General features: G+C 72.7%; 20 protein-coding genes and 2 pseudogenes. 5 read left to right on the forward strand and 17 right to left on the reverse strand.

Features of this window, described 5'->3' with window-relative positions; genetic code table 11:
- Nucleotides 1-256 precede the first annotated feature (256 nt).
- Nucleotides 257-2,221 carry an amino acid transporter gene (locus tag RKD23_RS37940; protein WP_424858429.1) on the forward strand — a complete coding sequence of 655 codons (1,965 nt, stop codon included), beginning with the start codon at nt 257-259 and terminating at the stop codon, nt 2,219-2,221.
- 115 nt (nt 2,222-2,336) lie between these two features.
- Here the strand turns inward: RKD23_RS37940 and RKD23_RS37945 are convergent, their stop codons facing one another.
- Together RKD23_RS37945 and RKD23_RS37950 are read right to left on the reverse strand one after the other, a co-directional pair.
- A complete protein-coding gene (locus RKD23_RS37945; protein ID WP_424858449.1) occupies nt 2,337-2,630 on the reverse strand; it encodes a hypothetical protein in 294 nt (97 codons plus the stop codon).
- Between the two features lie 12 nt (nt 2,631-2,642).
- Nucleotides 2,643-2,960: pseudogene (locus tag RKD23_RS37950) on the reverse strand (transposase family protein); the annotation flags it as partial.
- A gap of 75 nt (nt 2,961-3,035) precedes the next feature.
- On the opposite strand from RKD23_RS37950, the gene RKD23_RS37955 reads away from it, so the two are divergent.
- Both RKD23_RS37955 and RKD23_RS37960 read left to right on the forward strand, forming a co-directional pair.
- Nucleotides 3,036-3,893, forward strand: coding sequence for a sulfite exporter TauE/SafE family protein (locus tag RKD23_RS37955; RefSeq protein ID WP_424857894.1), 858 nt, complete (start codon nt 3,036-3,038; stop codon nt 3,891-3,893).
- A gap of 292 nt (nt 3,894-4,185) precedes the next feature.
- Nucleotides 4,186-4,506 carry a hypothetical protein gene (locus tag RKD23_RS37960; RefSeq protein WP_424857895.1) on the forward strand — a complete coding sequence of 107 codons (321 nt, stop codon included), beginning with the start codon at nt 4,186-4,188 and terminating at the stop codon, nt 4,504-4,506.
- Nucleotides 4,507-4,529: 23 nt separating this feature from the next.
- Here the strand turns inward: RKD23_RS37960 and RKD23_RS37965 are convergent, their stop codons facing one another.
- From RKD23_RS37965 to RKD23_RS37980, 4 genes are all read right to left on the reverse strand, one after another.
- Entirely contained in the window at nt 4,530-4,865 is a 336-nt protein-coding gene (locus RKD23_RS37965; protein WP_424857896.1) for a hypothetical protein, read from the reverse strand.
- Between the two features lie 582 nt (nt 4,866-5,447).
- The gene (locus tag RKD23_RS37970; RefSeq protein WP_424857897.1) at nt 5,448-6,284 is read right to left on the reverse strand and encodes an ABC transporter permease subunit; all 837 of its coding nucleotides are present in this window, start codon (nt 6,282-6,284) and stop codon (nt 5,448-5,450) included.
- Nucleotides 6,281-7,843 (reverse strand): ABC transporter permease subunit, encoded by a 1,563-nt coding sequence (locus RKD23_RS37975; RefSeq protein WP_424857898.1) that lies wholly within the window; start codon nt 7,841-7,843, stop codon nt 6,281-6,283. The genes RKD23_RS37970 and RKD23_RS37975 overlap by 4 nt, the downstream gene beginning before the upstream one ends.
- Nucleotides 7,840-8,787 carry an ATP-binding cassette domain-containing protein gene (locus tag RKD23_RS37980; RefSeq protein WP_424857899.1) on the reverse strand — a complete coding sequence of 316 codons (948 nt, stop codon included), beginning with the start codon at nt 8,785-8,787 and terminating at the stop codon, nt 7,840-7,842. The genes RKD23_RS37975 and RKD23_RS37980 overlap by 4 nt, the downstream gene beginning before the upstream one ends.
- Before the next feature lie 119 nt (nt 8,788-8,906).
- On the opposite strand from RKD23_RS37980, the gene RKD23_RS37985 reads away from it, so the two are divergent.
- Both RKD23_RS37985 and RKD23_RS37990 read left to right on the forward strand, forming a co-directional pair.
- Nucleotides 8,907-10,166 (forward strand): sensor histidine kinase, encoded by a 1,260-nt coding sequence (locus RKD23_RS37985; protein ID WP_424857900.1) that lies wholly within the window; start codon nt 8,907-8,909, stop codon nt 10,164-10,166.
- Nucleotides 10,163-10,840 (forward strand): response regulator transcription factor, encoded by a 678-nt coding sequence (locus RKD23_RS37990; RefSeq protein ID WP_424857901.1) that lies wholly within the window; start codon nt 10,163-10,165, stop codon nt 10,838-10,840. Before RKD23_RS37985 ends, RKD23_RS37990 begins: the two co-directional genes overlap by 4 nt.
- 114 nt (nt 10,841-10,954) lie before the next feature.
- On the opposite strand, the gene RKD23_RS37995 is transcribed toward RKD23_RS37990, so the two are convergent.
- The 11 genes and pseudogenes from RKD23_RS37995 to RKD23_RS38045 all read right to left on the reverse strand — a co-directional run bounded on the left by RKD23_RS37995 (nt 10,955) and on the right by RKD23_RS38045 (nt 24,563).
- Nucleotides 10,955-12,979, reverse strand: a complete 2,025-nt coding sequence (locus tag RKD23_RS37995) for a DUF6519 domain-containing protein (protein ID WP_424857902.1) — start codon at nt 12,977-12,979, stop codon at nt 10,955-10,957.
- A gap of 148 nt (nt 12,980-13,127) precedes the next feature.
- Nucleotides 13,128-13,451: pseudogene (locus RKD23_RS38000) on the reverse strand (DUF6519 domain-containing protein); the annotation flags it as partial.
- Complete coding sequence (locus RKD23_RS38005) at nt 13,448-15,946, reverse strand: hypothetical protein (protein ID WP_424857903.1); 2,499 nt, start codon at nt 15,944-15,946, stop codon at nt 13,448-13,450. The pseudogene RKD23_RS38000 and the gene RKD23_RS38005, both read right to left, overlap by 4 nt.
- A gap of 2 nt (nt 15,947-15,948) precedes the next feature.
- Nucleotides 15,949-18,564, reverse strand: coding sequence for a baseplate J/gp47 family protein (locus tag RKD23_RS38010; protein ID WP_424857904.1), 2,616 nt, complete (start codon nt 18,562-18,564; stop codon nt 15,949-15,951).
- Entirely contained in the window at nt 18,561-21,068 is a 2,508-nt protein-coding gene (locus RKD23_RS38015; RefSeq protein ID WP_424857905.1) for a baseplate J/gp47 family protein, read from the reverse strand. Before RKD23_RS38015 ends, RKD23_RS38010 begins: the two co-directional genes overlap by 4 nt.
- Complete coding sequence (locus RKD23_RS38020) at nt 21,065-21,439, reverse strand: GPW/gp25 family protein (RefSeq protein WP_424857906.1); 375 nt, start codon at nt 21,437-21,439, stop codon at nt 21,065-21,067. Before RKD23_RS38020 ends, RKD23_RS38015 begins: the two co-directional genes overlap by 4 nt.
- Complete coding sequence (locus tag RKD23_RS38025) at nt 21,436-21,768, reverse strand: hypothetical protein (protein WP_424857907.1); 333 nt, start codon at nt 21,766-21,768, stop codon at nt 21,436-21,438. The genes RKD23_RS38020 and RKD23_RS38025 overlap by 4 nt, the downstream gene beginning before the upstream one ends.
- A 54-nt stretch (nt 21,769-21,822) precedes the next feature.
- Entirely contained in the window at nt 21,823-22,335 is a 513-nt protein-coding gene (locus tag RKD23_RS38030; RefSeq protein ID WP_424857908.1) for a phage baseplate assembly protein V, read from the reverse strand.
- A complete protein-coding gene (locus RKD23_RS38035; RefSeq protein WP_424857909.1) occupies nt 22,332-23,450 on the reverse strand; it encodes a hypothetical protein in 1,119 nt (372 codons plus the stop codon). The genes RKD23_RS38030 and RKD23_RS38035 overlap by 4 nt, the downstream gene beginning before the upstream one ends.
- Nucleotides 23,437-23,760, reverse strand: a complete 324-nt coding sequence (locus tag RKD23_RS38040) for a hypothetical protein (protein ID WP_424857910.1) — start codon at nt 23,758-23,760, stop codon at nt 23,437-23,439. The genes RKD23_RS38035 and RKD23_RS38040 overlap by 14 nt, the downstream gene beginning before the upstream one ends.
- 146 nt (nt 23,761-23,906) lie before the next feature.
- Entirely contained in the window at nt 23,907-24,563 is a 657-nt protein-coding gene (locus tag RKD23_RS38045; protein WP_424857911.1) for a hypothetical protein, read from the reverse strand.
- Nucleotides 24,564-24,570: the final 7 nt, after the last annotated feature.

Below are 24,570 nucleotides of genomic sequence, written 5' to 3' on the forward strand. Positions count from 1 at the left end.
TGCGGGACTTGTCGAGTCCGAGCACAGCGCAGTTGCAATTGCGCGGCTGACCCTCAATACCCGCTCGCGCCGGCCCCGCGAGGTCCCCGGCAGCGCCGTCCTCCCCGGCTGCTCAAGGCACCCCCCACCCGTGGCAACCACGACCGTCACCAGGCCCCATACTCGGTGATCGTTGCAATTGACGGGCACACGCTCATACGCACAGGCGAGCACCAAAGGGAAAGGGCTGATGGGGGACATGGCAGACAGCGACGGGATGGCTGTGCCGGAAGAGGCACCCAGTCCGGCTCTGCGGACACAGCCGACCGGCAAGGTGGCACGGTGGATGCTGCGTCACCGGGTCCAGCCGGTCGGCCCCGCGGCCGGCGAGGGACACACCGAGCCCCAGGCCTGGTGGAAGGTGATGTGCCTGACCGGCGTCGACTACTTCTCCAGCCTGGCCTATGTGCCGGCGATCGCGGCGCTCGCGGCGGGTGCGGTCTCGCCCCTGGCCACGCTCCTGATCGTGGCGCTGACGCTGCTCGGGATGCTGCCGATGTACCGGCGGGTGGCGCGCGAGAGCCCGCACGGGGCCGGGTCGGTGGCGATGCTGGAGGATCTGCTGCCGTTCTGGTGGGGCAAGCTCTTCGTCCTGGTCCTGCTCGGGTTCGTGGTCACGTCGTGGATCGTCACGATCACCCTGTCCACGGCGGACGCCTCTGTGCACGTGGTGGAGAACCCGTTCTTCCCCGCGGCCCTGCACGGGCACGAGGTCGCGCTCACCGTGACGCTGCTCCTGGTGCTGGGCGGGGTGTTCCTGCTCGGGTTCAGCGAGGCCGTTGGTATCGCCATCCCGCTGGTCGCGGTCTTCCTCGTTCTCAACGCCGTCATCATCGGTGTCGGCCTCGCCCATGTGGTCACCACACCGGGCGTGTGGTCGGCCTGGACCGACGCGCTGGTCGGCGGAGGGACCGGTGCGGGGGATCTGCTGGGACCGGCGCTCCTGGCCTTCCCGTTGCTGGTGCTGGGGCTGTCCGGCTTCGAGACCGGGGTCAGCATGATGCCGCTCGTGGCCGCCCAGGGAGACGACGACGAACAGCGCCTGCGTTCGCGCATCCGCAACACCCGCCTGCTGCTGACCACGGCGGCGCTCGTCATGAGCGTCTATCTGCTCTCCGCCAGCTTCGTCACCACCGTCCTGATCCCGGAGGAAGAGTTCGAGCCCGGTGGAGCGGCCAACGGCCGTGCGCTGGCCTGGCTGGCGCACGAACACGTCGGTGAAGCCTTCGGCACGGTCTACGACATCAGCACCATCCTCATCCTCTGGTTCGCCGGCGCCTCCGCCATGGCCGGCCTGATCAACATCGTGCCGCGTTACCTGCCCGACTACGGCATGGCTCCGGAATGGGGGCGCGCCGTCCGGCCCGTGGTGATCGTCTACACCGCCGTCTCGGTCCTGATCACCTTCGTCTTCGACGCCGACGTCGAGGCACAGGCCGGCGCCTACGCCACCGGAATCCTGGCCATGATGGTCTCCGGCGCCTTCGCCGTCACCCTCTCCGTCGCCCGCACGGGCCGTCGTACGAGCGCGGTCGGGTTCGGACTGCTCACCGCCGTCCTGTTCTACGCCCTGGCCTACAACATCGTCGACAAGCCCGACGGCATCGCCATCTCCGGCGCGTTCATCCTCGGCATCATCATCGTGTCGTTGATCTCCCGGGTGTCCCGCACCACCGAACTGCGTGCCGACCGCATCGTCTTCGACGCCGAGGCCCGCCGGTTCATCACCGACACCCTCGCGCACGACAACGCCATCAACATCATCGCCAACCGCCGCCAGACGGGCGACCGAGAGGAGTACAGCGGCAAGGAGCGGGAGCAACGCGGTACCAACCCGGTGCCCGCCCCCGCGGACGTGCTCTTCCTGGAGATCGACGTCGTCGACCCCTCCGACTTCAGCGAGACCCTCACCGTACGAGGCGTCGAGGTCGACGGTTACCGCATCCTGCGCGCCGAGGCCCCGGCCGCCCCCAACGCCATCGCGGCGATCCTGCTGGTCCTGCGCGACACCACGGGTCTACGGCCGCACTGCTACTTCGCCTGGGCCGAAGGCAGCCCCCTGAAGCACATGTTCCGTTACTTCCTGCTCGGCCGCGGTGACACCGCCCCCGTCACCCGAGAGATCATCCGCCGTCACGAGCCCGACCCCTACCGACGCCCCGGCATCCACGTCGGAGACTGACCACCATCGGCGACGACACCCACAGGGGCGGGGACAGGACCGGGGGACAGTACGGGCGGCTCGGGGCCCGGCCAGCGCCGTGGGTTCGTGTCATCGGCCGGGACGGTGGTGGAGATCAAGGGGCCGACGACGTCGGTGAGCCGTCCACGGCGCCGGTGGGCGGCGCCGCTGCCTTCGACACCCCGGCGTGCCAAGCCCCCTCGCGCACGAGGTCGGCGTCGCCATGACGCCGAAGCGCAGGGTGCAGCCGGTGCAGCAGTCGCTCGACCTCTTGGGCGGCGGGCCGCAGACGGCCGTCGGCCAGGTCGACGGCCAGGCCGTCCCGCACCGTTCGCCGGCAGGCGGCGCGCAGAGCGGTGTCGCCGACCATGGGGCAGGCGTCGGCGGCCCGGAACTCCAGCGTGGGCATGAACCGACGGACGAGCAGGATGAGGACGACACGTCGGCCGCCCAGCGGCCGGTCCGCAAGTCGCCGTCGGTACGTGCTGTGAACCCTCGTACCGGACGACCCGCAGCCCGGACACGCGACGTCGCTGCGGGTCTCGATCCGGACTGCTTTGCCAATCGGCCTCCACCCTGTCGACCACGAGGTCTCCGACCTACGGCCAGACCGACTCCCGAAACGTGCACTCCACCCGGTGGGCCGCCGCCTTGATTTGAGGGGCTGGGCTACCTCACGCCGGTGTAGGTCGAAGCGACGAGAGCAGTGCGGAAGATCCGAGATGCTCGGGGTGGGCATGCGGGTGCGGGGCGGACATGCTTGGCCTCGACCGGCCGGCGCACAGGGCGCCGCCGTGGAGAGGGTTCGTTCGTGATGACCACCACCGATGCTCTGCCGGGCCGGGCTGTGCGCTCGCTGCCGTTGACGTTCGCCTGCGGGGCGGCGGTCGGGGTGCTGGGCGGCATGATCGGCCTGGGCGGAGCGGAGTTCCGGCTGCCGCTGCTCATCGGCGTGTTCGGGTTCGCGGCCCTGTCGGCGGTCATCCTGAACAAGGCGATGAGCCTGATCGTGGTGCTGACCGCGTTGCCCGCCCGGCTGGCTTCGGTGTCCTACTCCGACCTGGACGCGCACTGGTCGATCGCGGTCAACCTGTTGGCCGGGAGTCTGCTGGGTGCTTGGGCGGGGGCGTCGTGGGCAGTGCGGATGCGGACCGCCCCCCTCTACCGGTTGCTCGCCGTACTGATGGTCCTCATGGCTGCCGCCCTGGTGGCCACCCATACCTTGGAGCTGGACAGTGCGGGGCTGAGTGGAGCGGTGCGCATCGTGGCGGGGGTGGTGGCCGGGTTCGGGATCGGCGTGGTCGCCGCGATCATGGGTGTGGCCGGGGGTGAGCTCCTGATCCCCACGATCGTGCTGCTGTACGCCGTGGACATCAAGACCGCGGGCAGCCTGTCGCTGCTGGTGTCACTGCCGACGATGCTCGTTGCCTTCGCCCGCTACAGCAGGGATGGCAGCTTCGCCGTCCTGCGGGCCAACCTTCGCTTCACCCTCGTCCTGGCGGCCGGCTCCGTCGCCGGGGCCTTGCTCGGCGGACTGCTTCTCGGCGCGGTCCCCGATGTGGTGCTGATCCCCGCCCTCGCGGTAATCCTGCTCGTCTCGGCGTGCAAGACCGCCCGCCACGCCGCCCCCGCCGCACATACTCCACGCGCGGGCGCACCCGGCCCCAGCTGAACCCGGAACCAAGTGGGAAGGCGAGCACCCCTGGGGAAATTGTCGGCTCTGTTCGCGCACGCAGCACGTACCAACGAAGCCTGGACGAAAGGTCGCTGGGCTCTCTCGCCGGGTCATGGTCAGGCTGCGGGTTCGCCGGTACTTCTGCGACCGTAAGAGCTGTTTCGCCGGACTGACAGGGTGGCTGCGGTCGATCGAGATCGAGAGCGAGTTCGCCGGCGTCCTGCCGCCTTGTCGTTGCCGCGTGAGAGGCTGCCCGGCGGCACCAGGACATGAATGGAGAGCTGGCGGGATGGGTTTCGAGGGCGAAGTCTGGCGACTGATGCGGCAGGAGGATCTGCTCGGCGAGATCGTGATCGACGAGGCCGACTTCCCATGGTTGAACGGCCGCTTCGTTCCAACGCCTGGGTTCGGAGAGGTGAAGCCATGGTTCGACGAGTCGCTGGCTCTGCTGGAAGCGGAGGAGTACGAGCGCTTCGACGACTCCTACGACCGGATCGCGGACACCTTGTCGCTGGTCGCCCCGTCAGGTCCGGTCCCGGAGTTTCTTCTGCACATCAGTGACGGTCGTGCTTGGTTCAGGTGGAGTGACGAACCATTCGATGGCCTCTGAACCCGCCAGGCCGTTGTCGACAGTCAGGAGGGCGTCTCGTCCTCATAGGACCACGAACGAATAGACCACGGCTCGTCCAGGCAGACCCGCTCAGCAATGTGGCCAGGCGGAAGGCTGGCCAAAGCCGCGACAGAGGGGTCCAGGCCAAGGACGTGATCTAGATGGCAGACGATCGACGCTCCGTCCGCGTTCGGATCGTGAAGCCCGTCAGCCAGAAGCCAGTCTTGCTCATCATCATGGATCACCATCAGCGCCGGCCGGCTACCGTCGGCCACCGTCCGCTGCACGATGGCCAGCAGATGCTGAGGAAAAGTGCCATCGGTGAACGGCCACGTCACGTCCGGTTGCATCGAGCCCATGGGCTGATCATCCACGATACGACCGAGTCGAGACGAAGATGCTCAGGGCGATCACGACGTGTTCCTGTCCCACGTGCGCGGTCGACTCGGACTAGCCGGCTGTGAATGTGCCGCACCACGGCCGGCGCTTGGTCTGCCGACCAGGACTGCAAAGCACCGGTGCCGTGGCGGCCCACCCGGCAGAATCGGGTGATCGGCACGCCCTTGGGGGACCTGCGCGGGAACTGCGCTTGACGGCATCCACTTCACCGTGGAGGTCAGCAGCGATCAAACCTGTCTTCGTCGCGCACTGGGCGGTCATGAGCTGGGCGTCCAGCCCGCCATCGCCGGATCCGGTGAAGCGTCCAGCCGTCCGGCTTCTCGATGTCCTCGCGTGAGGTGAGGGGGTTGGCCAGCAGCCGGGCGTTCGTGCTGCTCTGCGGGCAAGGCGGGCGATGAGGCGGGGCAGCGGCCAGGGTGCCGGCTGCGGGGAGTTCAGCGTCAAGGCCGGTGTTCCCGAGGCCTCCCTGCACGGCGACCTGAAGGGGTAGCGGTGCAGGGAGCCGGGGTGACCGCCGTATAGCTGCTGTCGGTGCGATTGCACTACGCGTCGCGCCTGTGCAGCAGCACGCTGCCGGCCAGCAGCGCGGCCGCCGTCCACGCCGCGAGCACGCCCAGGCCGGCCCATGGGCCGATGGGCAACTCGTGCAGGTGGACGGTGGCTTGGACCGCGAGTCCGGCGGTCATGGGGGAGATCTGCTGGAGGTGGTGCTGCCACTCCGGGTCGTTGACCAGCCGGGTGACGACGGGGAAGAGGTAGAGCAGCGCGAGCACGATACCGATGGCGGTCGCCGCCTGCCGTACCGCGGTCGCCACGCCGAGGCCGAGCAGGGCGATCAGGGCGAGGTAGAGGACCGAGCCGACGGCCGCGCGCAGGGTCGGGCCGTCGGCCAGGGACAGCGGGGGATAGCCGTGCGCCTCGGTGAACCCGTTGCCGGGCAGGATGTGGCGGCCGGCGAGGAGGGAGGCCAGGACGGCAGCCGTCCCGGAGGCCAGGACGACCGTGGTGAGGACCGTCGCCTTGGCGGTGAGAACGGTGAGCCGGTTCGGCACTGCCGTGAGCGTGGTGCGGATCATCCCGGTGCTGTACTCGCCGCTGACGGCCGCCGCCGCGAGGACGGCGATGACCGCCTGCCCGACTGTGACGCCGGTCAGGGCGAGCCTGACGGGGTCCTGGCCGCACCCCGTGTCCGGGCACTTCACGGCCTTGGCGGTGCCGCAGCCGACGGCCACGGTCAGCACGACGGCGAGCAGGAGCAACCTGCCCATGTCCCCTGCGGTGCGCAGCTTCGTCCACTCCGCGTGCAGGGCGCGGCCGAAGTCCCCTCGCCATGCGCCGTCCGCCGTGTGCGTTGGTCGTGCGTCGCGCGGGAAACTCATACGTCCCTCCCGCGCAGCCGCACCAAGGCCAGACCGAGGGCGAGCGCGGCGTATGCGCCCAGCACGGCGAGGCCGGCCCAAGGAGCCAGCGGGTAGTAGCCGGTCGACGGCTCGTACACGCTGAGCACCTGCGCGTACTGAGGCAGCGTCTGCTGGATGGCGAAGCCCGCAGCCGGGGTCACCCGCAGCAGCCACTCCGAGACGCCCGGGGGCAGTACGCCGGAGGCGGCGAGCAGGAAGGGCAGCACGATCGACGCGATGACCAGGGCGACCGCCGTGGCGCTGCGCCGCAGCAGGGCGCCGACGCCGAGAGCGAGCACGGTGGCGGCCGCGCAGAGCAGGCCGGTGCCGGCCATGACGCGTACTTCGGTCGCCGGCGTGGCGGGGAAGACATGGAAGCCCCTGCCGAGGGCGCTGCGTTCCCCGACGGGAATGGTGATCGCGGCGGCCGCCAGGCCGATGGCGAACGCGATGCCCCCGGCCACCACCGCCTTGGCACCAAGCACCCGGCCCCGCAGGGGAGTTGCCGCCATGGTCGTACGCAGCAGATTGCGCCGGTACTCGCCGGTGATGAACACCGTGCCCACGACGATCACCACGATCAGCCCGGCGAAGGTGCCGACGAGGAATTTCTCGACGGAGAAGCCGGCGCCCATGACGGGCCCGCCGACGACCGGTGCGATGTCACCGGCCCCGGTCACGGTGAACCCGCCGCCGTCTCTCTGCGCGAAGCCACCCTTGAGGGTGTTCGTGTAGCTGCCGGAGGTGCCCGCGTCGCCGCCCACCTGTGTGCCGCTCCACGCCCCCTGGGACCAGTCGCCGGCGAGGACGGGGCGGCCGAAGGTGCCGGTGGCCACGGCGGGGCTGAAGCCCGCGCCCGCCGCAGTGTTCTGCTGCGCCTGCGGTGACGTCGCGAAGAGCCCGGCCTGCACGGTGCGCGCAAGCCCAGGCAGCTTCGCATGGCCGGCGTTGGTCCAGTGGGAGCCGTCGGTGGAGGTGGAACCGGTGAGACTGTCACCGGAGCGGACCAGGCGCAGCCAGCGCGGGGACTCCTGGGAGACCTTGCCGGAAGGGCCCGCTGTGTCGTGCGTGTAGTCGTACTGCATGCGCACGCCGTGGCCGCCGGTGGCCATGACCGCCGCGTACGGGGATCCCTGGGCGAGGCTTTCCTTCACGATGATCCCGGCCTTCGACCAGGGCTGGACGCCCCGGGCCGTCTTGCCGGCCCCGGTGTCGGCCACACCGGTCAGGGACCGCAGAGGAACGGTGAGGGTGCCGTCGCCGGTGAGCGTCTTGTGGACGAAGTAGAAGCTGTCGTTGACCGGCTCGCCGCCGGGACCCTGCGGGTACGAGGCTGAGTCGGCCCCGCGATTACCGGGAGCCGGGGCGGCCGTGCCGAGCAGGCCGACCACGATCGTCGCCAGAAGCGCCCCCGCCATCGCGAGGACCCAGCCGCGTACCGTACGGAACTTCGTCCACTCGGCGTGCAGTGTCCGGAGGAACCCGCCCCGCTCGGCGCGCCTCGTGGCAGGGGGGCGAGGGGTGAGGGTGGCGGTCATCGCGTGGCCTCCCCGGCCGGGATGCCCCGGTACTCCACCGCGTCCCGGGTGAGCTCCATGTACGCCTCTTCGAGCGTCGCCCGGTGCGCGGACACCTGGGAGAACGGCACCCCGTCGCGGGCGAGCAGGGCCACGATCTCCTCGTCGGGCAGGCCCGTGACGCCGAGGGTGTCGGGACCGGTGGCCAGAACGGTGGCGCCCGCGCCGTGCAGGACCTGGGCGGCGCGCGCAGGCGCGGAGGTACGCAGGGTGACCCGGCCGCCGGACGCCTCGGCGAGCAGTTCGGACACGCTGGTGTCCGCGACGACCCGGCCGCGGCCGACTACGACGAGATGGTCCGCGGTGTCTTCGAGTTCACTCATCAGGTGACTGGAGACCAGAACGGCGCGTCCCTGCCGGGCCAGCGACGACAGCAAGCCGCGCATCCACACGATGCCTTCGGGGTCGAGGCCGTTGAACGGCTCGTCCAGCATGACGACCGGCGGGTCACCGAGCAGCGCCGCCGCGATCCCCAGGCGCTGGCGCATGCCCAGCGAGAAGCCGCCGGCCTTGCGCCGGGCCGCCGTGCCCAGGCCGGCCTGTTCGATGACCTCATCCACCCGCCGGGCCGGCACGCCCTGCGAGTGGGCCAGCCACAGCAGGTGGTTACGGGCGGTGCGGCTCGGCTGCAGCGCGGAGGCGTCGAGCAGTGCCCCCAGATGCCGCAGCGGGCGACGCAGGGTGCGGTACGGCACCCCTTCGACCAGCGCCTTTCCCTCCTCAGCCGCGTCGAGGCCCAGGATCACGCGCATGGTGGTGGACTTGCCCGCGCCGTTCGGGCCGACGAAGCCGGTCACCCGTCCGGGCCGCACGGTGAACGTCATCCCGTCCAGAGCCGGCTTCGGCCCGAAGTGTTTACGCAGACCGATGACCTCGATCGTCGCCTTCGTACTCTCATTGTTCATGGGCCCCACCCTGTGACGGAGCGAGTTACAGGGGCCGAACGGCCGCTGTCATCTCGCTGTTAGGCGCCTCGGCCTAGCCTGGCCCGGTACGTGTCCTGGTGCGGCGGGGAGAGGGAAGCATGCGGATGGAATGGGATTGGCCCCGACGGCTCGCGGGCCTGACCGCCCGGCTCGGCCTGCGCCACGGCACTGCCCGCACCCGCTTCACCGCCTTGTACGTGACGCTGTTCCTGCTGTCGGGAACAGTGCTGCTCGCCATCGCGGCCGCGGTGGCATCCAGCGGATCGCGCTCCAGCCAGACCGCCCCCGATGGCGGCACCGGCCGGCCCGCCACGGCGGCACAGGCGCAGGGCCGCATCGACGAGCTGGAGCATCAGCTGGCTCAGGCGCACGGCATCCAGTCCCGGCAGATCCTGATCGGCTCCGCCATCGCCCTCGGTGTCATGGCGGTGATCTCGGTCGGCCTCGGCTGGTTCGTCGCGGGCCGGGTGCTGCGCCCGCTGCGCGTGATGACCGCGGCCACCCGCCGGATCACCGCCGACAGCCTGCACGAACGCCTGGCCATCGGCGGCCCCGGCGACGAGGTGAAGGACCTCGCCGACACCATCGACGACCTCCTCGGCCGCCTGGAGGGCTCCTTCGACGCCCAGCGCCTCTTCGTCGCCAACGCCTCCCACGAGCTGCGCACCCCGCTCACCACGATGCGGGCGTCCCTGGACGTGGCGCTCGCCAAGCCGGGCCCGGTACCCGAGTCCACAGCCACGCTGGCCGCCCGGATGCGCGCCGAACTCGACCAGGTGGACCGGCTGCTGGAGAGCTTCCTCGTCCTGGCCCGCACCCAGCACGGCGAGTTCACCGACGGGGCGTGCCTCGCCCTCAGCGAACTCGCGCTGACCGCCCTGACCGGACGGGCCAAGGACATCGCGGCCAAGGGCCTGACCGTGCGCGAGAACCGCATCGACGACTCCGCGTGGGTGTGGGGCAGCCAGACGCTGCTGCGCCGCATGGCCGACAACGTGGTCGACAACGCGATCGCGCACAACGACCCCGGGGGCTGGATCAGTGTCGCGGTACGGGCTGAAGGAGACGACGCAGGCACAGTGTCCCTCGTCGTCGAGTCCAGCGGACCGGTCCTCGACCAGCGGCGGGTGGCGGACCTCGCGCAGCCTTTCCGCCGCCTGGGCGCCGACCGGACCGGCACCGGCCGGGGCAGCGGCCTCGGCCTCTCCATCGTCGCGGCCATCGCCCAGTCCCACCACGGCACCCTGGAGCTGCGCGCCCGCCCCGACGGCGGCCTGCGCGTCACCATCACCCTCCCCCGTACGGACGGCAGGGCGACGGCGGAAGCCACCGACACAGAGACGAGCGTGGCGCGTTGAGAGTCCTGGTGGTCGAGGACGCCCGCCCCCTCGCCGAAGTCATCGCCGAGGGACTGCGCGACCAGGGCATGGCCGTGGACGTGGCCCACGACGGGCTCGACGCCGCGGCCAAGCTGGACGTCAACGCGTACGACGTCGTCGTGCTCGACCGCGACCTGCCGGGCATCCACGGCGACACCCTCTGCCAGATGATCACCGAGCGGGACGGCCGCGTGATGGTCCTGATGCTGACCGCCGCCGACTCACCCGGCGACCGCGTCAGCGGCCTGACCCTGGGCGCCGACGACTACCTCGCCAAGCCCTTCCACTTTCCCGAACTCGTCCTGCGCATCCGCGCCCTGGCCCGCCGCCGCCCCGCCGCCCGCTCCCGCACCCTGAGCGCAGCGGGCATCGAACTCGACCCGATGCGCCGCACCGCCAGCCGCGACGGCCACCAACTCGACCTCTCCGTCAAGGAATTCGCGGTACTGGAAGCCCTCCTGAACGCGACCCCCGCCTTCCTCAGTACGGAGAACCTCCTCGAACAGGTCTGGGACGAACACGCCGACCCGTTCACCAACACCGTCACGGTGACCATCAGCCGCCTGCGCCGCAAACTCGGCGACCCCCCGGTCATCGCCACCACACCCGGCGTGGGGTATCGGATCGTCGACGCAGGCTCCCCGCCCGGCTGAGCAGCGGGCCGGGGCCGGTGGGCCGCGAGTGAACCGCACCCAATGCGCCCGGCACACGCCAGCTGTGCCGGGCCCGTGGTGTGTCCGCTTCAGGCGTGGGAGCGGCAGGACCGCCTACGTGAGCTGCAGGTAGAAGAACAGCTCCAGATCGGCCGCCCGCTGCCGATCCACGTCGTGGACGAGCAGTTCACGCCTGGTCTGGTCGGCGCTCGTCCCGAGGTGCTCGGCGTTGAGATACACCCTGCGTTTGGTCTCAGGGTCCTCGGTCCAGATATGGGCGGACCGGATGCGCAGGCGGCACAGGATCGGCGTGGCCTTGCCGCCGGTCCAACCGCTGGCACGGACCTCCTCCTCGAGTGAGGGGACGATGCGATGGCCCCATTGGTGCTGCGGCGCGGACCTGAGGAAGACGCTCGCCATCTTGGACGGCCGCCACAGCAGACCGGGCCGCGGCTCCCTCGTCACGGTGACCTCCCCGTCGAGCCGCACCCGGTGGAAACCGAACGGCATGACGATGCGCCCCCGTACGTCCTCCCTGCTCGACGCACGAGCCCAGTAGATCTTCTCGTGGTCCGTGCCGGGGTAGGGCAGGTCCAGTTCGACCTCGACGATCGGGTCGAACGGCGCCGGCGTCGACTCCAGAGGGACCGGCTCCTTGCGCAGGGCCGCGGTCAGGTCGATCCCCCCGGCGAAGGCGTCGTGGGGGACTTCGAGGCCGTTGAGGATCAGATCGTCCCGTACCAGCTCGATGGACCGTTCGACGCCGTCGAGCAGCTCGATCGAGGCGAGCCGCAGGGTGACGGGTTCCTCCGATCCGCCGCTGTTGGCGCACAGCACGTCGAGGGCTTCCTGCACGGTGGTGGCCGGTTGGAGCAGGGAACAGTCGCCGGGCTGGTAACTGGTGGCCGCAGCCGTACGAAAGCCCGCGGTGAACACCAGCGGCGGGCCCTCGGCGGTGTCCGAGGCCGCGCCGACGGCCACCTGCACCTGGTGCCGGACATCGGTGCGTGCGGCGTCGATGGCCCAGGTGACCTCGCACAACCCCTCCGGGTCCGTCTCGGTCGTGACGGGGTTAGCCGCGTCCACCGCCGAGCCGTCGATCCGGCTGGGCACGCCGCCGGCGGGCATGCTCCAGGTCACCTTGGCCCCGGCGACCGGAGTGCGTCCGCGCATCACGGCGACCCGCAGCCGGCCGGGCAGCGGCACGAAGCCGCCGCCGACGGGCGCCGGCACCTCCTGGCCGTCGCCGCCCCGGTACAGCAGCGTGCGGTCGGTCAGTGTGGCGGTGGGCACCCGGCAGTCGTCGGCGCTCGTCGCGCTCTTCAGCGCTGCCAGGGGTGCGTACCGGATCTGTGGACCGTGCGGCGGCTCCTCCTGTCCCGTCGGCCAGTCGATCGAGCCGTCGGCCCGCGCCGAGAAGGTCCAGTAGTCGCCGCGGCGGAAGACATCGTCGCCGCCCCGGCCGAGCCGGATCGCCAGACCGTCGCCCAGATCGATGAGTTCGGAGTGGTTCGGATCGGCGGCGGACACCTCGGCCGTCGCGACCCCCTTCCCCTCCGGGAACGCGTCCCACAGCCGCAGGAACCAGCCCTCGGGTTCGTCCTTGACCGCACCGGCCATGCCGGCCGCGGCGGACTCCAGCGTCACGACGACGTCCGTCGCCCGCGCGACCTGGAACAGCCGCTCCTGGGCGACCGCGTCCCGCGGGTCGACGTCGTCGTGCCGCGAGACGAACTCGGCGTAGGCGCCGGGGGCGAACCAGTTGAGCGGGTCCAGCGCCGCGGGCTCGACGGTGATGTCGGTGCCGTCGACCTTCACGACCCTGGCCATGACCGAGGCATTGCGCCGGGACAGCTTCACGGTGAGGCCGTCCATGCCGAACCGCGGCCCGTCCGCGACCGGATGGTCCTGGCGCGGGACGCCGCCGTGCACCTCGATCCGATACAGGAGGTTCTCCGGCCGGGAGTAGCCGCCCTGCGGCAGCAGGGTGCACGGGTCGGCCGCCGGAGGCGCCGTGTCGGGCACCACGGCCAGCGTGCCGGACGACGGCTTCGCCAGCTTGGCCCAGTCCGCGTGCGAAGTCGCCGTGGCGCAGCCGAAGTCGGGGCCCCAGCCGCCGGCCGGGGCGAAGGGGAACACCTGCCAGTCGACCAGGGGCCCGCCCGGACGCCTGGGCGTCGCCGAGGGCCCGGTCGGCGAACGCCGGCTCCTCGACCGGGTCGACGTACCGGACGAGCGTCTTCAGGGCGAGCAGGACCGGCGCTGTCGGGGCGGTGTCGGTGCGGGGGTGCGGCTGAGTGCTGAGCAGGCAGTCGGTCGCGTTCTCCACCAGCCGGCCGCCCAGGTAGCCGTGTCCCTTTCCGAGCCCGCAGGCGTCCGGGGTCGCCGCCTGTGTCACCGAGAAGGCGTTCGATCCGGGCGGGATCACGAGGCGGCCGTCGGCGCCGAGCATGTCGTCGGTCGCCGTCTCGACGCGGTGCAGCAGATGCCGGCTCTGCTGGTCGAGGTCGGCGTCGAGCAGCACCTGCCCCTGCCGGCCGACGACCGAGCGTGGCTGCCGCTCGTCCCGCGCCCGGATGGTCAGGCGGGTGGCGTCGTTGCGGATGGTCATGGTCTGTTCCTCCGGGCTGCGACGGCGCTGGAGCGCGTGTCGTCGATGATTCCGGCCTCCAGGGCGACCGGCAGATACTCGGCCGACAGGGCCCGTACGTTGCTCACGGCGATCCCGTACGCGGCGCGGGCGAAAGCGCCCATCTCGCTGTCTCCCTCGCCCCCCGAGCGCACGCTGTCCGGGCACAGCGGGTGCAGCATGGCCAGCGTCGGCTCGTCGGCGGAGACATCCAGGAAGACGGGCTCGCTTGCGAGCCGGACCGCGTCGGCCTCGTCGGCGGTCAGCGGCCGCCCGGCCGCCTCCTCGGCCGCGGCCAGGGCGAGTGCGGGCTGACAGCGGAACACACGCGGTGCGGCCGAGCCTTCGGGGACGAAGCTGTACCGAACGCAGCCGGTCTGACGGCGGGTCACCTGCACCGTCTCGGCGAACACCGTGTTCGTCGCCGTGAGCGAGCGCAAGGACGACGTACCGAGCACCGTGACGTTGCACAGGGCGGTGTCGAGGCCCGGCGCGGCGAGAGCGTGGCCCGGCGCGCCGTCGGCGCTCACGACGCTGTCTCTCACCACGAGCGCACCGCCGGCGGGTACGCCCGTGTCCCCGATCCGCAGCGGACCGCAGACCGCGTGGTCGACCTCGACCCGGGTCGCCTCCAGCGGACCCTCCGCGTGCACCGCGACGTCGCCGGGAGCGCGCACGGTGGCATACCGCAGGTGCAGCTCGGACACACAGGCCGCCTGGAGCGCCAGGCCGCGGGTGAGTTCCAGGCCGTCGAGCACAAGGCGGCCGGCGGGCGCCGTGGCGTCTCCCGTTCCGCGCAGCACCCGCGTCGGCGCGTCCACCGTGAAGCGCCGCTCCCGGCGGACGAGGAACCCGCGCAGGGCGGGGTCCGGGTCCGCGCCGGTCACCGGCCGCGGGGGCCGCCACTGGGCGGCGACCAGGTACACCTCGGACCCGGGCGGCACCGTCACGTCGAGGGTCCCCGAGCCGGCGGGCGCCCCCTCCAGGTCGCAACGGGCCAGGACGACGAAACTGCGCCGTCCCACACCGAGGGCGGCGATCTCGGCCAGCGCGGTCGCGAGTGCCGGGACCGTGCGGCCCGACGTCTCCGCGGAGCCACCGGCCGTGGCAGTGGGGTCGACGATCCACACCAGGTCGCGCGGGCCGCCGGTGTCCCGGATGTCGAACGGCTGATCCGGGGCGTTGCGGTCGTGGGCCCCGGCTCCGACGGCCCGACCGGCGGCCGTGGCACAGGCCACCCGGACCTCGACCACATCGGGGCCGGCAGGAGCCTCGGGCACGACGATCCGCCCGGTCACCGGGTCGAGGGCGCAGGCGATGGCATGGGTGGGGGTCCAGCGCCGCGGGGCCGTGGGGCCCGGCTCGTACCAGACGTGCGTCACCTCGGGGGAGGGCCGGGCACCCGGCGGGGACGGTGGTGACTCCAGGTTCACGATGCGGATCTCGTCGGCCGGCACCCGCCGGAAGGCACTCTCGCCGTCCCGCCGCAGGAAGACGGTGAACGGCGCACCGGCCCGCTCGTCGAACCAGCGCCGGTCGGGCAGCCGCAGCGGGCGCATCTCCAGCTTGGCGGCACGCAGTTCCGTGGTCTCCTCGTGCAGGGGCAGACGGCGCAGCCGGTCCGGCAGGTCGACCTCCCGCAGCCGGGTCCCCTCCGCGGCGGACCGGCGATCGGGATTGAACAGGCGCAGTACGGCGCCCGGTTGCTGCGCCAGCTGGAAGTAGCCCGCCCGCTCTGCCCCGTCGACCTCCCACGGCCGCGCCTGGGGGACACCCGCCAGGTCCGCCGCAGGGACGGCAGCCGGCGGCGAGCCTGCCTCGGGGGCGGGGGAGGGGAACCGCATCACCAGCGGCCGCAGCAGGTGCACGCCCACCGAGGTCGGGGCGTGCCGCCCGACGGGCCGGCCGGGGCGGGTGCGGTCGACCCGGCGGACGTCGAGCAGACGCGGCAGCAGGTCGAAGGCGCCGCCCAGCGACGACAGGGTCCGCCCCGGGACGAGGCCGGCGGTGGCGGGCCGGTCCGGACGGACGTTCAGCAGATGGGCGCAAGCGGCCAGCCGCTGGTGGTACTCGACCGCCACCGCGGCCAGGCCGGTGACGTCCCCGGCCATCGCCTCGACGACGCGGGCCGTCCCCTTGCCGCGCCGGTAGCGGATGGTGTTGGCCACGAACGGCCGACGGGTCAGGCCGGAGTCGCCCGGGACGGGGTGCAGCGCGGGCGCGGCGACCAGGGCGGCGATCGCGTCCAGCGCCGCCTCCCCGGCCGTCTCGACGAACAGCGCGTCGTACCACGCCTCGATCTCGGCGTCGATCTCGGCGCTCGCCCGGCCCAGCACCCCGAACAGCGCCCGCAGAGAGCCGGTGCCGGCCAGATCGGCCTGGCGCACATGGGCGGGCAGCAGCCGGTACAGGGCCTCGGCGACCGCCTCGGTGCGGGACTCCGGGAGCTGCGCCCCGCCGTCCGTCGTGGTCGTCATGCTCATACGGTCAGCTCCGTGAACGTGATGTCCGGCGCGGCGACGGACAGCAGCCGGGCCGGCTCCAGCCGGGCCAGGCCGGTGGCCGGGTCGGTCACCAGGACCGGCCCGGGGCAGGGCAGCCGTCCTTCGGCGTCCGGCGTCACGCCCGGCGCCGAGAGGCCGGAGAGCACGACGGCCGTGACGCCGGGGACGTTCTGCACCGTCGCGATGACCTGCGAGCGGTGCACGGCGGTGCCGAAGGGCCGTACCGGCCTGCCGAAGTCCCGGACGAGCGCGGCCCGGACGGCGGCCTCCACCCGTGGCCTCGGCAGGTCCGGGTCGCAGGCGAGGGCCAGCGTCACGGTCATCGGCAGGTCGACGAATCCGGCGATGCGTACGTGTGTCCCCGGGGGTGCCGCCGCGGCGAGCGCCGCGTGCAGTCCGGTGACCAGGTCGGAGCTCTCCTGGGGCGGCGCGAACGAGGTGGTCGCGATGGTGAGGCACACGATCCGCCGCAACCCTGCCCGCAGTTCGACGGCCGAGGCCCTGCCGACTCCGCGATACCCCTCGGCGAACGCCTCGAAGTCCGTCAGGGACACGGCCCGGTCCAGGGTCCGAACGGCTTTCGGCGCGCCGGTGCGCATCTCCTGAAGCGTCTCCGCGTCGCTGCCCCCGTCCGCGGCCAGCGGGTTGGTCACCGAGGCGACTCCGATCACCGGGGTGACGATCTGGGTCAGCCGGTCGCCCGGAACGTTCCCCGCCGACCCGCCACCGGTGCGGTACAGGGCGACGACGTTCCCGGTCCCGCTCGGCAGCCTGCCCGCGAACTGCACTTCGGCCCCGCCGTCCGGCCGTTCGACGGACCGGAAGCGGCGGCTGTCGGGTCCTTCGCCGTAGAGGGAGTCGGCGTGCTCGTAGCGGCGGTCGTCGACCCGGACCTCGATCGCCGGGGCGTATCCACGCGGCCCCGGCGCGGCGACGTGGGCGAGCGGCGACTGCTTGAGCGGGAAACGCTGCAGTGCGGTCGCCGGGTCGCCGGACCCGAGGGTCTCGGCACCGGAGGCGGGCGTCTGCGCGTGGGAGGACGTCACGACGTTGGCGAGCACGGTCAGCGTGTGGCTGCTCCACCGGCCGGACAGGGGTCGGTCGAACACGACGAGCGTGGCCGCCGTATGCGCGTGGCCCGTGCGCGTCTCGGTCCGCAGCACCGTCGCCGCCTCGGACAGCGGCTCGCCGTCGGGCGTCCGCCCGGTGAGGATCACGCGCCGCCCCGGCGGCAGGGCCGTCTCCCCGGCCAGGTAGAACCGGTCGGGAAGGTTCTGCCGGTCGATGTCGGGGTGCTGCGGCGGGGCCGGCTCGCCGTCGGGCCCCGGGTCGGTGACCGGCAGGACCCGCTCCTCGGGACGGGCGACGAGCGCGCCCCTGGCGGTCTCGATGTGGAGCGTCGTCTCACGGACCGAGGAGTTGAACTTCTTGGCGAGCTTGGAGCCGAGGGTCATCAGGGTGCAGCGGGCGGACAGGCCGAAGGCCGAGCGTGCGGTCTCCCGGGCCGCGGTGACGCGCGCGGCGCCGGTCGCGGGCTTCCCGGAGCCGGTCTCCAGCACGACGACCCGGCCGGGCGCGGCCTCGGGGTGCACGGCGTCGAGATGAATGTGCCACCCGCTCCTGGAGACGGTCCCCATCATGAAGTCGTCCCATTCGGTGGGCAGTTGGGGCTCCGGGACCGGCTCCCCGTGTGCCCTGCGCACCGCGTCCGGCATGAACGTGATGTCCGGGGCGGTCGCCCCGAACGCCTGCGCCCGCCCGCCCAGGACGATCAGCGTGCCCGGGCCGGAGCGCCCCGCCAGGCTGTCGTCCACGGTGAGCAACTGTCCGCCGGACAGGGCGAGCCGGGTGTGAGCCGGTTCGGCGGAGGCCGCCACGTCCACGGCGGTGACCCGCGCCAGGAGCCAGAAGGACGTCCTCGCGGCCTCGGCCGCCCCGGCGTACACGAGCACCCGGTCACCGATCCTCGCCCCGGGATCGACGCCCAGGACCTCGACACTCCTCGTCTTGGCCGAGATGTCCGGCAGGACCGGCGCCCGCAGCGGCCGCAGCACGTTCCACGCCGCACGGGCCTCGACCGCCCCGTCCGTCTCGAACGTCACGGGCTGTCCGCCCTGTTCGGGCACCGAGGCCACCTTCACGCCCCCCGGGATCGTGACGACGTCCGGCACACCCGGCAGCCCGGTGCCCTCCGGCGCGCCCGGCAGCGTGCCGACCTGGAAGGCCAGCAGGGTGTCGGCGGCGATCGCCGGGCGCGGCACGTGGCCCAGCATGGCGGTCAGCCGGACCAGTGCCGCTCGGTCCTCGGTGCCGGGCAGTGTGGAGTCGACGGCGAGCCGGTGGAGCGTCCGGGCCAGCACGTGGTGCGCTCCGGCCGCCGCCGCGAGCAGGGCGATGGCGGGATCGTCGGGCGAGCGGCCGAGCGTCGCCAGCGGCCGGGAACCGAGGGCCTCGGCCCGGGAGATCCGGTCGAGCAGACGCTCCAGGATCGCGCCGTAACGGAACCGGGACGGATCGCCGGGAAGGCGAGGGGGACCGTCCGGGCCCTCGCCCGCACACACCGCCGCGCCGCAGCCGCACCCGCAACTCATCGTCCGCCTCCGGTCCTGATCAGAAGACGTCCCCGCTCCGGGAAGCTCGGATCGTCGCGCAGTTCGAGCACCTCGGTCGTCGCCGGGCGGATCACCCCGCGCTCCAGCTCACCCATCGCCAGGCGTCCGAAGCGCTGGAACACCAACGGCCTGACGCTCTGCACCCCTGGCACGGCCATCACGGCGGCGAGCAGCGCCGACAGATACAGCGGGGCGCCGAAGCCGAAGCGGTCGGGGTGGAAGAAGCCCGCGGTGCCGCCGCTGCCGGACGGCGACAGGGCGGCGCGCACCCGGCGTCCCACCTGGCCGGCCGTCTGGCCGGGCGCGGCGCACACCGCCAGAGCGACGTCGAGCGGGACGGTACGGGCCTCACGTACGGCGACGTCGAAGCCGGCGAGCCGGAACGACTCCAGGTGGGTCAGCAGGCCGGTGCGGAAGGCTGTGTCGACGGCGGCGCCGCCCTGCCGGTCGATGTGGACGACGACGGTCTGCCAGGCGCCGGTCCAGCGCGCCACGGCGACGGCATCGGCCACACCAGGGAACCGGCGTGCCGCCTCGGCGTAGTCCTGCGGTGTGACGGCGCGCTCCTGACGGCGGAACGCCTGCGGGGCGGCGAGGCGGACCGCGGCGTCCTCCTCCGGCGCCGCGCCGCCCGTCGCCGGGACCGGGTTGGTCACCGAGGCGACCCGCACGCTCCGGTCGGTGTCGGGCAGGACGACATGGCCCAGCGCGTCCGCTCCGAGGTTGCCGGCCGGGCCGGTGCCGAAGCGTCCGCTCACGCCGAGGGCGTCGCCCACCGCAGGGGCCAGCCCGTGCGTGCCGTCCCCGAACCGCAGCACCGGCAGCCCGTCCGGGCCGGTCTCCACGACGAACTCCCGGGAGAACGGCCCGCCGGCCAGCAGGTCGCGCCGGACGTCCCAGCTCGCGAACGCGTCGTGGAGGGTGATCTCCGGCAGGCACCGGGCCGGGTCCACCGCGGTGAGGGCGCGGGCCGAGGAGTCGGCCGGTTCGGCCGGGCCGTGCCGCGCGCACCGCGCCAGGGGACCGATGCCGCCGGCCACCCGGGGACGCCAGACCGCCCCCGGCTGTGGGGCGGGCGGGGACAGCCGCGGGGTGAGCGCCTCGGCGGCCGACGGCGGCAGGTTCAGGTGGGCGGGCGGCGGCAGCGTCGCGCCGTGCTCGGCGAGGACGACGTTGCCGCGCGCCACGGCGCAGACGACGTGCTGAGCCGGGCCGGACGGCTGCGGCACCAGGGCGGAGACCGGCAGGTCGAACGGCAGCGCGTCGGCCGCGTCCCACTCGACGTCCAGCAGCTTCGTGCCGGCGGGCGCGAGGACGTCTCGCGCCGGTGTCACCCGCGTCAGCCGGACGACGTGCCGGTGGCCGGGATCGGCGTCCTGGACGCGACCGGTGTCGGGGGCCACCGTCTCTTCCAGCAGCAGGAAGTCGCCCGGTTCGAGCGGCCCGCTCCCGCCGCCTTCGTCGACCAGCGTGGCCGCCGTCGCCCCCGCCGGCAGACAGCAGCGCTCGTCGCCCCAGGTGTGCACGGCGATCGCGCCGCGCCACCGCCACAGCCGCAGGTCGGCGAGCGTCTCGAAGACCACCGGCCGGGTGGCGAGCAGCGCCGGGTAGTCGGACGCCGGCACCACGGCGACCGGCGCCGCAGAGCGGGGCAGCACCGGTGTCCCCGCCCGCAGCAGGTAGCCGTCGTCGGCGGAGTCGGTGGTGAGGGAGAGGCTGACGAAGGTGCGGGCGGAGGCGCCCTCGCCGGGCGTGTGGTCGAGCAGCCGGGCATGGCGGGTCAGCGAGGCGCGGGTGCGCGCGGTGTCCAGGAACGCCTCGGTCCCGACCCAGTCGAGGGTGTAGCTCTGCTGGTCGGCGCGGTAGGCGAGCGCCTCGACGATCGTCGTGGTCAGATCGACCGGGTCGTCCTCGCGAAAGCCCGGGACCAGCACGGCGATCCGGTCGAGCATCAGACGCCGGAAGCCCTCCCAGTCGCGGGTCCGGTAGTCGAACTGCGGGTCCGGCGGCGCGGCCTCGGGCACCTCCCGGCAGTCGGGGGCGCAGTCGCCGTCCGCCGGACAGTCCACGGCGAACGAGAAGTCGACCGCGGACAGCCGCGGGTCCATGAAGTCGGGCGGCGCGTCCGATCCCGGCCCCTGGACGATCGCGAGCCGGTACGTCGAGAAGTCCGTCGGCTGCCCGCCCGGCACCGTGACCGTGTACCGCGACACCTGCGTGCCGCCCGGCTGCGCGCCGACGACGGGTTCCACCCTGGGCGTCGGGAACCGTACGCCGCCGGTGAGGGCGATGTTGTCGCCGGTGAGCGTGGCGTCGGGCAGCGGGAGCGGCTTGACGAGCACGATGTCGATCCGGGTCGGATCGGCGACCGTGGACCCCCGGTGCACCTCCACGTAGTCGATCCCGGAGACGTCCTGCGGCCCGGACGCGGCCAGCGCGGTCCGGCGGCGCTCGTCGCAGCAGTGGTAGCGGGCGCCCGTCACACGATGTCCTTCCGGATGCGCGCGTCGGCGGTCGTCCCGCTGGAGCGCACCTCGTAGGCGACGACGATCTCCAGCACTCCGCTGCCGTCGGTGACCTCCACCGCGACGTCCAGCAGCGTGAGCACATCGCCGAGCCACTGCTGGATCGCCGACTGCAGCGCGGCGCCGAGCGCGACCGTGGCCGGGCCGTCCTGCGGGCCGAACACCAACTGGCGGGCTGGGCTGCCGAGTTCGGGGCGCATCACCCGCTCGCCGGGCAGGGTGAGCACGAGCAGTTCGAGCATCTGCCGTACGTGCTCGTCACTGCCGTAGGCCACTTCCGCCGACCGGCCCAGCCCCGTCACGGTGAACGGGAAGGCGAGCCGGCTCATGTCGCGACCACCCGGGTCTGGGTGCCCGAGACGATCGGCGGGCCTGCCGGGATCTGGTCCGCGGACAGGCAGACCGCCCCGGCGGGGTTGATCAGCAGCGGCTGTCCGGAAGCGGTCACACGGGTCGCTCCCGCGAGCCACTTCGTGCTGACACAGGGCTGTGGCTTGGTGCCCACGGTGAACGGGCATCCCGTGACGAGCCCTTGGTCCGTGAGTACGGCGGCCGTGGCGCCGGACACGGTGACCCGGGGGCCGGCGGCGACGATGTTCAGGGGAGCGCCGTGCGGACAGGTCGCGGTCGCTCCGGGGTGCAGGACGGGCCCCGGCATCGAGGGCTCCTTCCGCTGTGCGGGGGGACGGTGGGCTGTGCGGGCAGGGACGGCTCAAGTGACCACGAGCGCACCTCCGTTGATGATCACCGACGGTCCGGACAGGACGATGGAGGCGCCCTGTCCGTTGCTGATGCTGATACCGGCCGACCCGACGACGACGGACGCGCCCGTGGGCGTGAGGACCTGCACCTGGGCCGCCGGGAGGTCGGACAGGGTGACCGAGACGCCCGTCGTGGTCTGCAGGTGGATGTTGGGCGTGGCGGGCGTGCCGGCCATGGCGAGCGGCGGTGCGCCCGCCGGGTCGGGCCAGAACGCCCCCGTCCAGATCGGGCAGTCGGGATCACCGGCCTCGAACTCGACCCAGACCGCGCTCCCCGTCTGGGGCAGCGCGATGACCCCCGCCGTGCCCTTGGCGGCGAACGGCACCGCGGGCAGCGCCCACGTCGACGGGAACATCCCGTAGCGGTCGGACAACTGGACCTGGATCCGGCCCTGCACGAGCGGGTCGGCGGTGCTGAGCACGGTCGCCCGGTACTTCCCGAAGTACTTGGGTCCGGCCGTCATGGCGCCACCTCCGTGACGTTCGATACGAGACCGTCCCGGGCCAGCTGGAACGCCTGCTTCCAGCTGCCGCGCCCGAGGGTGTGGGTCACCGAGCGCACGAACCACAGCCCGTCGTGCGCACGGCCCGCGCCCCGCACCCCGACCAGGGAACGGGCGTCGAGCGGCTGCCCGTAGCGCGCGAGGTCCATCGTCCCGGTCGCGGTCACCGGGTCCGCCGTGCCGCGGCCCGCGAGCAGTGTCATCAGGACCTCCGGCAGCTGCATCCGGTCCGTCTCCAGCAGCTGCGTGCGGCTCGGCACCAACGGCCGTGCCGCCAGCGGCGGTTTGAGCAGCGCCACGTCCGGCGCCGGAACCGGAACGGAGAAGTTGGCGACCTTGACGTGCGCGTACGGCAGGACCGCTGCGTTGCCGTCCGCGGAGAAGCTCAGGCCGTCGAGGTTGGCCGCGGCGTCCATGTCGACGGTCAGCGCGGGCTGTACGGCGCCGACGCGCACCTGGGGGCCCCAGTAGGCGGTGTTCGTGCCGGGCGCCGGTCCAGGAGTCACATAGAACTCGTGGCCCGCGTCCTTGGCCAGCTTCGTCGCGTACGCGAGGTCCGTCCCCTGCTGATGGGCGTACTTCTCCACCGGGCTCGACGCGGGCTGGAACGGCGGCGGGATCGTCACCGGTACGACCCCGAAGGCGGCGTACTTGGCCATCATCGCCGCCACCCGCGCGAACGGCGGCATGCCCGGGAACGGGAAGCCGGTGAGGTCGGCGACGTCCATGTACCCCGAGACGTCCTCGCCGGTGACGACCAGCCGGTGCTCGCCGGGGCGGCCGGTCGCGGTGACGTCCTGGCGCTTGATGGGCCCGTCGGCCAGCACCTTCGGCACCCCGCGCAGCGTCGCCACGAGCACCACCCGCATCATCGGGTCGAAGAAGCCCGTGGGAAGAAGGGAGTTCGCGATCGGCGACGTCTTGGAATAGGTGAAGCTCAGCTGGAACCCCGAGCGCGCCCCGACCGCGTGCGTCACCGTGGCTCCGTCCAGCGCGTCCACCACCGCCCGCGGTGCGGGGACGACGGCCACCGGCCCCACCAGCAGGGTGAGCGTGACGGTGCTAAGCACGGCCATGGTCGGCGATCTCCAGAGGCAGCGGGATCATGACGAGCCGCCCTTCCGTGCCGGTCAGCCGGGCCGGGTCGGCCTCGCCGCCGGCGTCGACGATGCGCCACCACAGCGCGGGGTCGCCGTAGGCGTCGTAGGCGAGGGTGTCGGGCCGCTCGGCACCGCCCAGCCGACGGTGCCCGAGCGGCACATGGCGTTCGGGCGCGGGCAGGATCCGGCGCGCCAGATAGACCTCGGTGGTTCCGTCGTCGCGCGTGCGGCTGACGACGGGCACCCCGTGGTAGCGGCTGTTCGGCGGGAACGGTACGGCGGTCATGGCACCCTCTGTACGGCGGTCACAACGGCGGTCACGGCACCTTCTGTACGGCGGTCAACGGCACCTCCTGTACGGCGGTAACGGCGCCCTCTCCAGGAAGGTGACGGCGCCCCGTCCACGAAGGTGACGGCACCCCTCCACGGAGGTCACGGCACCCTCGACAGCCCGACGCTCTGCAGCCCGGCTCCACGCCGGCCCGCGAGCCGCTCACGGCGGCGGACGGCGGTGAGGAACAGCTCGGCCCCCTTCGATCCCGGCGGCAGATCGTCGGACGACAGCACCCGCACCCCGAGCCCGACCCGGGCGAGGATCGGGTTGAGCCGCGTGTCGAACGCCTCCTCGGTGACGGTGAACTCGGTGATCCGCACGGGCAGTGTCCGGTTGGCCCCCAGGACGAGCAGCAGCAGCGGCGAGGGCAGCGGAAGGATCTCCAGCGTGCCCCGCCGGGCCAGCGCCTCGGCGGCCACCAGGTCGGCGGTGGCCGGTGAGATCATCGTCTCCAGCTCGGCGAGGTCCGCGGCGATGCCGTCGGCGACCGTGGCCGGGTTCAGGCCGGGCTTCTCCAGCCGGTCGGTGGCGTCGAGGACGACCTCCAGCTTCATGGTCTCCACCGGCGGCCCGACCAGCCGGAGCGCTTCGAGCCGGTCGCCGGTGTCGGTGGCCGCCCCGCGAGGGGTGAGGGTCCGGGTGAGGGTCTCCGGGTTGTACTGGAACGGGATGGTGCGTACGACGGCGCGCCCGTCGCCGTCCATGACGACGAAACCGCCTCGCACCGTCCGCGGTGAGCCGGGGAAGCCGGTCATCGCGGTC

This window comes from Streptomyces sp. SAI-170 (assembly GCF_049739565.1).
Classification (GTDB): Bacteria; Actinomycetota; Actinomycetes; order Streptomycetales; family Streptomycetaceae; genus Streptomyces.